The sequence below is a fragment of the Synechococcus sp. CS-1329 genome (assembly GCF_025128055.1).
Taxonomy (GTDB): Bacteria; Cyanobacteriota; Cyanobacteriia; order PCC-6307; family Cyanobiaceae; genus Regnicoccus_A.
Genome location: NZ_JAHLYS010000024.1, coordinates 39417 through 51598 on the forward strand (window position 1 = coordinate 39417; position 12182 = coordinate 51598).

Consider the following 12182-nt stretch of genomic DNA (forward strand, 5'->3'; position numbering starts at 1 on the left):
TGACGTCATGTTGCTGCCACCCAGCCCCCATCACCACGGCAAGCCGAGGGGGCACGCCAATCTCAGTAGGTTGCCCCCATCCTGGGGAGCCTCCCCGCCCATGATTGCGAAGCCACCAGGGCGCCGGCGCCTGCTGCTGCTGGCGGCCCTGCTGGTGGGCCTGCTGGCAGGCCTGCTGCCGATGAGCCCGTCGTTGGCTGCTCCCTCGCCCACGGCCGCTGAGGTCCCCTCGGCCCAGGTGGAAGTGGATGGCACCGGCCTGTTCCGGGTCTGGGCCTCCAAGGACTACAGCGCCGAGCAACGGGTGGAGGCGGCCAATGGATCGCTGCAGCGGGCCGCCCAGAACCCCGGGCCGGCGGCTCTGGAGGTGGCGGAGCGCAACGGCCTGCCGGTGATCAGCCTCGACGGCAAACCCCTGCTGACGGTGACCCGACTGGATGCTCCGGAGGGCGTGAGCCTGCAGGAGCAGGCCGAAGTCTGGAAGCGACGGCTGGAGGAGGCCCTGGGGGAGGCACGCCGCCAGCGCCAACCCGACTACATCCGCCGGATGGTGATGCGCTCCCTGGCGCTGCTGCTGGGGGCCTTTCTGCTGCAGCGCCTGTTGGGGGCCCTGTTTCGGCGCACCTTCCCCTGGGCCTGGCCGCGGCCGGGCGATGACAGCGACACCGCCGCCAGAGCAACCTCCAAAGGCTTCCTGCTGAAGGCATTCCTGCGCACGCTGCAGGCGGCGATTTGGATCGGCGTGGCCTCGGCGGTGGTGGACCTCTTCCCGGTCAGCCGCACAGCTGTGCAACGGTTGCGTGTCGCCCTCTCCGACAGCCTGGCCTCCCCCTTCCTGCCCCTGGGGGAACGCAGCTATTCGGTGCTGGATGTGATCGTGCTGATCACCCTGTTTCTGGCCCTGGCCAAGGGGCTGGGGATGCTGCAACGGGTGTTGCGCAACCGCGTCCTGCAATACACTGGAATCGGCAAAGGGACCCAGGAAGCGATCGCCTTCGTGGCGCAATACGCCCTGTTGTTCATTGGCTCCCTGGTGCTGCTTCAGCTCTGGGGTCTTGACCTGAGCTCCCTGGCCCTGTTCGCCAGCGTCTTCGGCGTGGCCCTGGGTCTCGGGCTTCAGGGCATCACCAAGAATTTCATCAGTGGTCTGATCATCATCTTCGAGCGACCGATTCAGGTGGGTGACTTCGTCGAGATCGGCGAACTGCAGGGCACCGTGCAGAAGATCAGCCTGCGCTGCACCGAAGTGGTGACCCTGGATCGCATTTCGATCATCGTGCCGAATGCCGAATTTCTGGAATCCCAGGTGGTGAACTGGAGTCACGGCAGTCCCACCTCCAGACTGATCCTGCCGATCGGCGTGGCCTACGGTTCGGATTGCAGCGTGGTGCGCCAGGCCCTGGTGGAGGCCTGCAGCGACTATGCCGGCATTCTTGCGGATCCCAAACCCAAAGTGTTCTTCAAGGGCTTTGGCGACAGCTCCCTCAACTTCGCGCTGCTGGTGTGGATCAACCAGCCGATGCGTCAGTACGAGATCATCAGTGATCTGAATTACCGGCTTGAGGCCGTGCTGCGCCACAGAGGGATTTCCATCCCCTTCCCCCAGAGGGATCTTCACCTGAGCCAAGAAACCCTTCAGGCCCTGCTCGCCAGCACCACGGCCCCGCCCGCCCAGCAGGGGGCCGAGCCTAAGGATCAGGAGCCGCCGTAAGGGGGAGGCAGGGTGCTGGCACGGCCACTGCGGATCGCGTGATATCCCGGCGAGAGAATTTCCACCTGAGCGGCGGCGAACTGATCCTGCAACGCCGCCAGCAGATCAGAGAGGGTCTGCCGGTAGGTGTTGACATCACGCACAAAGGCATTGACCTCATAGCTGATATGGAAATCATTGAGAGAAGTCTGGATCACATAGGGGCTGATCTCATCGGTGATGCCATCCACACTGCGAGCAGCTGCCAGCATCAGCTCATGCACCTGGCGCCAGGGCACGTCGTAGCCGATGGTGATGGTGGCAGCCATGGCCACAGGCTGGGCAATCTCCCGGCGGGAGAAGCTGTAATTGAGGATCGAGGCTGAGATCACCGTGGCATTGGGAATGCTCACCAGTTCATTGCGGGGGGTCTGAATCCGCGTCACCAGCAGATCACGGCCCTGCACCACACCGATGGTGCCGTTGATCTCCACTCGATCACCTTCGCGGAAGGCGCGGGTGTAGATCAGCATCAGCCCGCTGATGATGTTGGTGGCGATGGCGCTGGATCCCAGGGCCGCCAGCACCCCCAGCAACAGCCCCGCCCCCTGGAAGGCCTTGCTGCTGGAGCCGGGAATATACGGATAGGCCAGCACCACGGTGGCCAGCACGATCAGGATCATCGCCAGCCGCGCCGTGGGCAGAGCCCACTCCTGATAAAAACCGGGGATACGAATTCGGCCGCGATCCAGTGCCCGGAACACGGCATTGCTGCAGCGGCCCACCAGCACCGCGATCAGCACGATCAGCAGGATCGCGAAGAGGTTGGGGATGATGGCCTCAATCCCGCCCAGCAGCGTGGCAACCAGGGAGAGAATCTGCCCCCGCAATCCCTCGGCCATGACCTGGGTGGGAGGGAATAGGCCCAGCAGCAACGGAATCAGCAGATAGCTGACCAGCAGCAGCAGCGCCCAGTGGATCAGCTGCAGCAACAGCAACAGCACCGAGCGGATCTGGCCGGAATCCAGCAGCTGGCCGCTGCGCTGCTGTGCCAGCTGGAACAGCCCGGATTCCTGGGCGGCAATCCAGGCGCGGACGCGGTCACGCAGACGCTGCTGCAGACGCACCCAGAGCACGTAGATCCCGAGCACCAGCAGTGCCAGGGCCGTGCCGCGCAGCCACGACCCCAGGGTGTTATCGCGGCGATAGGCGGCCAGGGCCTGGCGCAAATTGTCGCGATAACGCTGGGCCAGCTCCTGACGGCTGAGTTGGAAACAGGCCGCGCTGCGATCATCCACCGCCAGGGCGGGGGTGAAGACCTCGCCGCGCTCCACACCGATCAGCGCATACGGGGGTTCATCGCGCACGACGATCTGATCCGGCTGAACGGCAAGGTCGCTGGCCCACCGCTGCAGCGTTTCGCTGCCGCGCCTGGCATACACCGGTACTTGCTGGGCACCGGGAGCTGAGCGAACTTCCAGCACCTGGCGGCCATCCAGCCTGATCCACTCCGGCTTCACAGCGCAGTGCTTCGGCAGCTTGTCGGCCGGCTGGGTCTGAGGCGAAGCCAGCAGCGGGGTGAAGTTCAGGCCAAGGACCAGCAGCAGGCCCAGCAGCCACAGAGCCATTCGACCCACAGCCCTGGTGGAACCCGAAGCGCGGGCCAGGGCCATGGACACAACACCGATCAGGCCAGAATCATGGCAGCCCCATGGGGTGGCGACGGCGGCTCAGGTTCCGCCCTGCCCCCGTCCATCCCTGAGCTGAACCTCCAGCGGCGGCACCTGCACCAGCTGCACCGTGGTGGAGGCGATACCCACCCGCCCACCACTGGCCTCGAATGCTTCAAGGATGGAGGTGAACAGCAGGTCCTTGGTGAAGCGCCGCCGTTTGCAGTCCACGATGTAGCGCAGCGTGAAGGCCAGCCAGTTGTCGGTCACCACCATCGAAACAGAGGGCTCCAAACTGGCGGACTCCAACAGATAGCGGCGGATCAACTGCTCCCAGGCCTGGCGGGAGGCGAGCATCAGATCATCGGTGTAGAGATCCCTCACCGCTTTCTCCAAAATAGCCCGGGCCAGACGGTGATCACTGCCGTGCTTCACCGGCACCTTGATCTCATCCCAGAGAAAGGGAAAGTCGCCGGAGTAGTTGAAGACAGGCTCCTTGAACACAAAGCTGTTGGCGATGCGCACCACCCGGCCGCTGTAGAGATCGGAGTCCACCCATTCACCCAGCTCCATCATCGTTGTTCTGAGAATGCCGATGTCGATCACATCTCCCTTGATGCCACCGAGCTGAACGCGATCGCCAGGTTTGTAGAAGCCGCCGAAGGAAATCGCGATCCAGCCGGCGATGCTGCCGATCACCTCCTGCAGCGCGAAGGCGATGCCGGCACCGGCCACGCCGATCGCCACGGTCAGCCCCACCAGGCGGTCGCGGTAGACGATCGACACCAGCAGAATCCCCGCCAAATAGCCGGCGAAGGTGATCAGCTTGCGGCCGTAGTAGCGGCTGTCTGAATCCTTGAGGTTGCGGGTGATTACGTGCTGGGCCAGGCGCACAGCCAGCCCGATCAGCAGCAGGCCCACCAGGGCTGCCAACAGTTTGGCGATCGCCGGCTCCTGCCACCAGGACACAGCCATCAGGGGGAGGGGAAGCAGCGCTGGCACGGCACGCCGACGACGGGAGGGTCTCCAGCCTCGCGCCTCTGCCCATGGACCGGACTGATCAGCCCACCTAAGGTGATCAGCCCTGATCGGCACCAGGCCCATCGCACTGCCGCCACTCCTTGCGGGTTTGAGCACCCGAGCGCCACGGCGCCCCGTGCCGCAACAGCGCATTCGCCAGCTGATCACAGAGTTTCAGCAGGACGCCCGGCTGGATCAGGTGTTCGTGGTGCTCACCCTGGGCTCCACCCTGATCGCCAGCCTCGGCCTGCTCTCCAACAGTGCCGCCGTGGTGATCGGGGCCATGATCATTGCCCCCTGGATCACACCGCTGCGGGCCACCGCCTTCGGCATCCTGCGCGGTCGGTTGCCCCAGGTGCTGCAGGGGCTGCTGACCCTGTTCGTGGGGGCGCTGATCACCGTCAGCCTTTCGTTCCTGCTGGGCAAGGTGGCCGGGTTGCCTGATTTCGGCAACGAGGTGCTCTCGCGCACCTCACCGAATCTGCTGGATCTCGGCATCGCCCTGGTGGCCGGTGGCATCGCCGCCTACGCCAAGGTGCGCAGTGAGGCCGTGTCGTCGCTGGCGGGCACGGCCATCGCCGTGGCCCTGGTGCCACCGGTGTGTGTGATGGGCCTGCTGCTCTCCGCCGACCAGTGGAGCCTGGCCCTGGGGGCCGGCCTGCTCTACCTCACCAACCTGCTGGGCATCCTCAGCGGCTGCCTGGTGGTGCTGGCCAAATCCGGACCGGGGCTGCGCCACCACATGCGCCGCAGCCGGCTCAGCCTGATCAGCCTGGCCCTGACGGCCGTGCTGGTGCTCCCACTCACCAGCAGCTTCCTGGACCTGGTGCGCCTGAGCCGGCAGCAGGCGCTGCAGCGGCAGCTGCAGGCCACGATCCAGACCCTGCTGGTGCGCGAGACCGTGACCCTGGGCCAGGAGGCTCAGCTCGATGGCATGACCATCGACTGGAACCAGAATCCGCCCCTGATCCGGGTGGTGGTGCGGGCCAGCCGTCCGGATGTGCCCAGCCCGAAGCAGGTGGCGGCGGTGCAGAAACTGGTGAATGAGCGCCAGGGCCTGCGGTTCCGCCTGCTGGTGGAGCGCTCGGCGGTGGAAGTGGTGGGCCCGGAGGCGGAACCCAACCCCGAGCCGGAGGACGGCACATTGACTCTGCCGCCGCCGCCACCTACAGCCCCCGCTCCCGTGGCACCACCACCACCGCCGCCGCCACCGCCGCCGCCGCCGCCGCCGCCGGAGTAGCAAGGAGAGGTCAGCACCGTCCCAGGCAGCACCGATGTCCAAAGCTCAACTGAGTGCCTTCCTGATCGAAGTGGAAGGCGATGCCGCCCTGCGCCAGCGGGTGGAAGCGGCCACCGATGCCAACGCCGTGGCCGCCATCGCCCTGGAGCGCGGCCACGTGTTCTCCGCCGCCACCCTCAGCCGCCACCAGCGAGGCTGAAGCTCAGGATGCCGGCTCGAGGCTGAGGCGCAGTTGCTCGAGCCGGCGGGCGTTCACGCCCAGGTCGGAATCGCCCAGGCGGGATTCCGATCGCGCCTGAAGGCCGGTGCCGGAGGGATCCAGCGCCAGTTCCAGATCATCGACAAAACCGAACAGCTGGCTTTCAGCCGTGGCATGCAGATAGCTGAGCTGGGGGGAGTCGAGCCTGGTTTCGATCTGCACCGCTGGGGTGGCCTCCAGCTGCAGCGCCAGCTGCTCAAGCGCCGCCTGGGGATCGGCCAGCGGCCAGTCCTGGCGAGCGCAGTGGGCCGGGCTGGGGCAGGGCCTGAGCTGTCCATCGAGCAGGCCGAGATCGGCCGGCGGCTCTCCGGAGAAATGCAGCCAGGATGCCTGGGCAGCGCCGGGATGGCCCAGCAGCAGCAGCCAGGCCAGCAGTTGGATGCCCATCAGCGCCAGACGGGTGAAGGGGCGAACAGTGGTGGTTCTCATGCTGCGGCCGCCCAGCTGCCGTGCAGACCGTGGGGCAGGGCCAGAGGCATCGGCAGCACCGCCTGCTCGCTGAGATCAGCGGCGTTGAGGATCACCAGGTCACTGGCGCAGCGGGCCCCGTTCCAGACCACGCAGAGGATCCAGCCGTCGTCTTCGGCGCAGGGTTCAGCCGCGCCGGCTTGATCAGCCGCCGGCCGCGGGCGCGGCACCATCACGGGCTCACTGACGAAGCCGCGGGGGGCCGCGCTCCAGAGGCGGCGTTCGCCACTGATCAGATCCAGCTTCTCGATCGCCTGCAGGGGGGCATTGCCGCGCTCCTGCTCGGTGACCGCCATCCAGGTGTAGCGGGCCTCAAGGCCCACCCGCTGGGGGTTGACCATGGCGAACTCGCAGCAGCGCTCCTCCAGCAGCTCCGTGCTCACCGCACCGCTGGCCAGGTCGATGCGGCAGCGCTTGAGCTGACCGATCGGCAGGCTCTCGAAATCGACGGCGCGGAAATCGACGCCGGGGCCGATGGTGGGGAAGTCGTCGTAGAAGATCGAATCCACCACCACCTGGCCGGCCGTGCCGGCACTGGGATCCTCGAAGGCATTGAGGTGGTGGAAGACAAACCCTTCGGGGGCGCTCACCTGCAGCGGCTCGCCATCGCCCGAGCGGGGGATCAACCAGAACTGGCCCCGCTCTCCGGGCTTGGAGTCGAGGCACTGGGCGGCTCCCTTCCAGCCGAGCACGAAGCCGAGCGGGTTGAAGCCCATGGCGTTCTGCAGGAACACCGCCCAGTTGGCGGTGATGGCGAAATCATGCAGAAAGGCAAAGCCGTTGAAGCTGCGCTTCTGGTCCACCACCAGGGTGCCGGCGGCGGCACCGGGGCTGGCGTCGAACTCCATCAGGCGGATGGTGCTGCGTGGGCCGGCCTTGACGCCGAAGGTGACCATGCGCTGCTGGCCGTGGTGGCCGGGATCAAAGCGAGGGTGAGCGCTGAAGGCCTCACCCTCCGCGAGCACGCCGCCGAGCAGCTCCAGCCCTTCGGTTTCGAGGCTGGTGGGATCGAGGCTGTGGGGGGAGCTGGCCTCCCACAGCGCCAGCAGCTTCTCGCCCAGACGCACCACATGGGTGTTGGCGATGTTCTTGAGGCGCAGGTCGAAGGCGTTCGCGAGCGGGCCGCCGGGCTTCTGGCTGCCGAAGACACCGCGATAGAGGACCTTGTCGGCCGCCTCCTCCGCCAGCCAGCCCTCCGTGCGCACGAAGCGGTTGCTGAGCTGCGCGGCGCCAGCCTCGAAGCGCACGGCGGTGATCATGCCGTCGCCATCGAAGGGGTGGTGCACCCAGCGGCCGCCGCGCTCCAGCCGCCCGGGGCCATTGCGGTAGAGACTGCCGCTGAGCTCGGTGGGGATGGTGCCGCTGGCGGCGGCCAGGGGCACGGCGCTGAGTTCGCTGCCCACATTGCGGAAGGCACTGGCCCAGTCGGCACGGTTGTACAGGGCAGCGGCCTCGCTGGGTTCGGGCCGACTGGGGGCAATGGTCATCGCTCACTCACGCAGAGAGACCACCATCATCACGTAACGGAGTGTGACGGCGTGATCGGTCTCAGCCCAGGGCCCCCGCCCGCTCCAGCACACCCTTGCTGCTGGGCACCTCACCGCAGCGGCGCGGATCCAGCTCCACCGCCTGGCGCAGGGCCCTGGCAAAGGCCTTGAAGCAGGCCTCGACGATGTGGTGCGAATTGAGGCCATCGAGCTGACGGATGTGCAGGGTGAGCCCCGAGTTGTTGACCACCGCCACGAAGAACTCGCGCACCAGCTCGGTGTCGTAGGTGCCGATGCGCTGGCCCGGAATCACCAGGCCGTAGCTGAGGTGGGGGCGGCCGGAGCAATCCAGCACCACCTGCACCAACGCCTCATCCAGGGGCGCGGTGAAATGGCCGAAGCGCTGGATGCCCTTACGGCTCCCCAGGGCCTGGGCCAGGGCCTGACCCACGGCAATGCCCACGTCCTCGTTGGTGTGGTGGTCGTCGATGTGGGTATCGCCCTCGGCGCTGATCTCCAGGTCGAGCAGGCCGTGACTGGCGAGCTGATGGAGCATGTGATCGAGGAAGGGCACACCGGTGCTCACCCGGCAGCGGCCGCGGCCATCGAGGTTCAGGCGTACGCGCACATCGGTTTCACCGGTGGCGCGGTGAACAGTGCCGCTGCGGCCGCCGGAGCTGCCGGGATCGAGGTCCGGAAGGGAGGACATGGGGCAACGGGGCGGAACTGCAGCAATCATGCCGAAACCGAAGGCCGGAATCAGTCCACAATCACCTGCACCGATCAGGCCGCGGCTTGAACAACTGTCCCCAGGCGGTGCTCACTGAGCTGCGCGCAGGCCACCGGCGCTTCCTGGATGGTGAATCGCTCCATCCCCACAGCAGCCGCGAGCGCATGCTCGAAGTGGAATCGGGTCAGCACCCAACTGCAGCGGTGCTGGGCTGCGCCGATTCGCGGGTGCCTGTGGAACTGCTCTTCGACACGGGCTTCGGCGACCTGTTCGTGGTACGCAACGCCGGCACCCTCTCCACCACCGCGGCGATCGCCTCGCTGGAGTACGCCGTGGCCCACCTGGGCGTTCCCGTGATCGTGGTGCTGGGCCATGAACGCTGCGGCGCCGTGGAGGCGGCCCTGAACCCGGCGCTCACCCTCACCCCGAGCCTGGCCCAGCTGGTGGGGCAGTTGCGCATGGAGCTGATCAACCTCGGCGGCCACCACGACCTCGACCAGGCCTCCCGCCACCACACCCTCAACGCCGCCCGCAACCTGGTCGATTCCAGCGTGCTGCTCACCGATCTGATGCGCGGCGGCCGCCTGCAGGTGGAGGCCGCCTTCTACAACCTGCACACCACCACCATCGACTGGATGGGTTCGGTGATGCCGATGCGCTCGGAGACGCTGCTCAACCCACCGTGAGGGGGGCGGCGGCGCTCACATGCCGTTGATGCAGTAGCCGGCATCCACGTAGATCACCTGGCCGGTGATGCCGGAGGCCAGGGGGCTGGCCAGGAAGGCGGCGGTGCTGCCCACTTCGTCCTGGGTCACGGTGCGCTGGAGCGGCGCCTTCTCCTCCACGTTGTGGATCATGTCGAGGATGCCGCCGATGGCGGAGCTGGCCAGGGTGCGGATCGGGCCGGCGCTGATGGCGTTGACGCGCACCTGCTTCTCGGGGCCCAGCTCAGCGGCCAGGTAGCGCACCGAGGCCTCCAGGGCCGCCTTGGCCACGCCCATCACGTTGTAGTTGGGGATGGCGCGCTCGGCGCCCAGGTAGCTGAGGGTGATCACGCTGGCCCCCTGGCTGAACAGGGGCTTGGCGTGGCGGCAGAGGGGCGCCAGGGAATAGGCGCTCACCTCCAGGGCGCGGGCGAAGCCCTCGGGGCTGATGTCGGAGTAGTTGCCGATCAGCTCCTCCTTGCCGGCAAAGGCCAGGCAGTGCACGAGCACATCGATCGAGCCCCACTGCTGCTTCACCTGCTGGAACACCGCCTCGATCTGGGCGGGGTTCTGCACGTTCAGCGGCTCGAACAGCGTGGGGTTCAGCGGTGCGGTGAGCTCCCGCACCTTGGCCTCGAAGCGGCCCTTCTCATCCGGCAGGTAGGTGACCCCCAGCTCGCAGCCGGCAGCCACCAGCTGCTGGGCGATGCCCCAGGCGATCGAGCGGTTGTTGGCGATGCCCGTGACGAGGGCCTTCTTGCCGCGCAGATCGAGGAGCATGGGGGAGATGCCGAGGACCGGCCAGGGGACAGTGGGGGGATTCTCCTCTACCGCTTCCGGCAGCCCCGAGCCAGCCCATCCCGCATCAGCCGATGACAGCACCCGCTCCCCTGCCAGATCCGACGGCCTCCGATCAGCCCAGCGCCACGGACCTCGCCGGCATGCCCCTGGGCTGGCCCGGGCACAGCGGCGATCTGCCGCGCCGGTTCCCAGGCCGCGAGGCCCTGGTGCAGGAGCTGGCGGCACGGTTCCCCGAGGCCAGCGGTGGCGCCAGCCCGATCCGGGGGGGCTCGAAGCCGGCTCTGGCAGGCCTGGAGGCCCTTGATCCGGTGCGCTACGCCTCCAGCCGCAACCACCTCGATGGTGCCGTGAGCGGCCTCTCCCCCTACATCCGCCACGGGGTGGTGAGCCTGGCGCAGGTGCGTGATCTGGTGCAGCAACGCATGACCGGAGGGCCGGAGCCCGTGAGCGAGAAGCTGTTGCAGGAGCTGGCCTGGCGCGACTACTGGCAGCGGCTCTGGGTCCGGCTGGGCGATGGCCTCTGGGAGAACCTGGAGCCGCTCAAGACCGGCCACCCCGAGGCGGCCTACGCGCCCGGGTTGCCCGGCGACATCGACCAGGGCCGCACGGGCCTGGCCTGCATCGATGCCTTCGCACGCCAGCTGATCGAGCACGGCTGGCTGCACAATCACGCCCGGATGTGGCTGGCTGCCTACGTGGTGCACTGGCGCCGGGTGCGCTGGCAGGCGGGGGCCCGCTGGTTCCTGCGCCACCTGCTCGATGGCGATCCCGCCAGCAACAACCTCAGCTGGCAGTGGGTGGCCAGCAGCTTCAGCTCCAAGCCCTACGTCTTCAACCGCGCCAACCTGGAGCGCTTCGGCGCAGGGCGCCATTGCCCGGGCTGCCCGGCCGCGGCGGCCTGTCCCTTCGAGGCCAGCTACGAGGCCCTGCAGGCCCAGCTGTTCGCCGCGCCCCAGGGCGAGGCGAATTGAGCATGGAGCGCCCGGTGCTCTGGATCCACGCCGAGGCCCTGGGTCCGGCCAATCCCGCCCTGCAGGCCCATCCGGGCCAGCCGGCCCTGTTCGTCTTCGAGCCGGGGCTGCTGGCGGGCGACGCCGGGCCGATCAGTCTCCAGCGGATCGTCTTCCTCTACGAGTGCCTGCTGGAGCTACCGGTCACAATCCGCCAGGGCGATGGGGCCGAGGAGGTGCTGGCCTTCGCCGCCCGTCACCGGGCCGATGGGGTGGTGACCAGCGCCTGGGTGGACCCGCAGCTGGGGGAGATCGCCGCCGGCGTGGCCGCCTCCCTGCCCCTGCAGGTGCTGGAGCCGGAACCCTTCGTGGTGCTGCCGCAGCCGGTGGATCTGCGCCGTTTCAGCCGCTACTGGAAGCTGGCCGGGCCCAGGTTGCGGCCGGATCGCGCCGAGACAGACACGTTCTCGTGATCGATCCCAGCGAAGCCACCGTCCTCCGCGGCCCCATCACCCCCGGCGACCCCGCCCTGGCCGCGCCGCGGCGGCTGGAGCAGCCCGGGCTGCCGGCCACGGTCTGGTGGGCGGCGCTGAGCTGGCTCACACCCCAGCGGCGGCAGGAGTTGCTGGCGCTGCTGCCGGCCGAGGAACACCAGCGGTTGCAGCGCTGGCGCCAGCCGGCCGATCGGGATCGTTTCCTGCTGGGCCGGGGCCTGCTGCGGCTGCAGCTGGGGCAGGCGCTGGGGCTGGAGCCCGCCGCCCTGCGCTTCCGCCTCGGGCCCCAGGGCAAACCGGCCCTGGAGGAGGGGCTGAACGGCCAGAGCACCTTGCAGTTCAACCTGGCCCATTCGGGCGAGCTGGTGCTGCTGGCCCTCCACCCCGAGCGGCCGGTGGGGGTGGATGTGGAGCGGCAGCGGCCGGGGCTGAACTGGCGGCCGATCGCCAGGCGCCACCTGTCCAGTGGCTGCCTTGGGGCCCTCGAGGCGCTGCCGGTGGAGCAGCAGCTCGATGGCTTCCTGCAGCACTGGTGCCGCCTGGAGGCGGGGCTGAAAGCGACGGGACTCGGTCTGGCCGCAGCCGGCGCCCCACCACCACCAGGCCTGGAGCTGCACGATCTGCAGCTGCCGGCGGGCTACAGCGGCAGCCTCGCCCTGCTCTGAACCT

At 68.0% G+C, this 12182-nt stretch carries 13 protein-coding genes; 7 read left to right on the plus strand and 6 right to left on the minus strand.

Translation table 11 applies throughout. The annotated features are described in order from the left end of the window. The first annotated feature begins 100 nt into the window (after window positions 1-100). A complete protein-coding gene (locus KQ304_RS04715; RefSeq protein WP_259735957.1) occupies window positions 101-1711 on the plus strand; it encodes a mechanosensitive ion channel family protein in 1611 nt (536 codons plus the stop codon). Here KQ304_RS04715 and KQ304_RS04720 read toward each other — a convergent pair. Next, entirely contained in the window at window positions 1696-3363 is a 1668-nt protein-coding gene (locus tag KQ304_RS04720) for a mechanosensitive ion channel family protein (protein ID WP_259735958.1), read from the minus strand. The two genes, KQ304_RS04715 and KQ304_RS04720, sit on opposite strands and share 16 nt — an antisense overlap. A 57-nt stretch (window positions 3364-3420) precedes the next feature. Further along, window positions 3421-4335: a mechanosensitive ion channel family protein gene (locus tag KQ304_RS04725; RefSeq protein ID WP_259735959.1), complete on the minus strand. Its 915-nt coding sequence runs from the start codon at window positions 4333-4335 to the stop codon at window positions 3421-3423. Window positions 4336-4489: 154 nt separating this feature from the next. Here KQ304_RS04725 and KQ304_RS04730 point away from each other — a divergent pair, with 154 nt between their 5' ends. Continuing rightward, window positions 4490-5620, plus strand: coding sequence for a DUF389 domain-containing protein (locus tag KQ304_RS04730; RefSeq protein WP_311133886.1), 1131 nt, complete (start codon window positions 4490-4492; stop codon window positions 5618-5620). 34 nt (window positions 5621-5654) lie between these two features. Next, entirely contained in the window at window positions 5655-5819 is a 165-nt protein-coding gene (locus KQ304_RS04735) for a Nif11-like leader peptide family natural product precursor (RefSeq protein ID WP_259735960.1), read from the plus strand. A 3-nt stretch (window positions 5820-5822) separates the two neighbouring features. Here KQ304_RS04735 and KQ304_RS04740 read toward each other — a convergent pair whose 3' ends face one another. The 3 genes from KQ304_RS04740 to hisB form a co-directional block, all read right to left on the minus strand. Beyond that, complete coding sequence (locus KQ304_RS04740; protein ID WP_259735961.1) at window positions 5823-6308, minus strand: DUF1499 domain-containing protein; 486 nt, start codon at window positions 6306-6308, stop codon at window positions 5823-5825. Continuing rightward, the gene (locus KQ304_RS04745) at window positions 6305-7834 is read right to left on the minus strand and encodes a carotenoid oxygenase family protein (protein ID WP_259735962.1); all 1530 of its coding nucleotides are present in this window, start codon (window positions 7832-7834) and stop codon (window positions 6305-6307) included. Before KQ304_RS04745 ends, KQ304_RS04740 begins: the two co-directional genes overlap by 4 nt. A gap of 61 nt (window positions 7835-7895) precedes the next feature. Continuing rightward, a complete protein-coding gene (gene hisB, locus KQ304_RS04750) occupies window positions 7896-8543 on the minus strand; it encodes an imidazoleglycerol-phosphate dehydratase HisB (RefSeq protein ID WP_259735963.1) in 648 nt (215 codons plus the stop codon). Window positions 8544-8629: 86 nt separating this feature from the next. On the opposite strand from hisB, the gene KQ304_RS04755 reads away from it, so the two are divergent. Next, window positions 8630-9250, plus strand: a complete 621-nt coding sequence (locus tag KQ304_RS04755; protein ID WP_259735964.1) for a carbonic anhydrase — start codon at window positions 8630-8632, stop codon at window positions 9248-9250. A gap of 15 nt (window positions 9251-9265) precedes the next feature. Here the strand turns inward: KQ304_RS04755 and fabI are convergent, their stop codons facing one another. Beyond that, window positions 9266-10048 carry an enoyl-ACP reductase FabI gene (gene fabI, locus KQ304_RS04760; RefSeq protein ID WP_259735965.1) on the minus strand — a complete coding sequence of 261 codons (783 nt, stop codon included), beginning with the start codon at window positions 10046-10048 and terminating at the stop codon, window positions 9266-9268. 92 nt (window positions 10049-10140) lie between these two features. On the opposite strand from fabI, the gene KQ304_RS04765 reads away from it, so the two are divergent. The 3 genes from KQ304_RS04765 to KQ304_RS04775 are packed head-to-tail and all read left to right on the plus strand — an operon-like array spanning window position 10141 to window position 12178. Continuing rightward, the gene (locus tag KQ304_RS04765; RefSeq protein ID WP_259735966.1) at window positions 10141-11040 is read left to right on the plus strand and encodes an FAD-binding domain-containing protein; all 900 of its coding nucleotides are present in this window, start codon (window positions 10141-10143) and stop codon (window positions 11038-11040) included. Window positions 11041-11042: 2 nt separating this feature from the next. Next, window positions 11043-11492, plus strand: coding sequence for a hypothetical protein (locus KQ304_RS04770; protein WP_259735967.1), 450 nt, complete (start codon window positions 11043-11045; stop codon window positions 11490-11492). Continuing rightward, window positions 11489-12178, plus strand: a complete 690-nt coding sequence (locus tag KQ304_RS04775) for a 4'-phosphopantetheinyl transferase superfamily protein (protein WP_259735968.1) — start codon at window positions 11489-11491, stop codon at window positions 12176-12178. Before KQ304_RS04770 ends, KQ304_RS04775 begins: the two co-directional genes overlap by 4 nt. Window positions 12179-12182 lie beyond the last annotated feature (4 nt).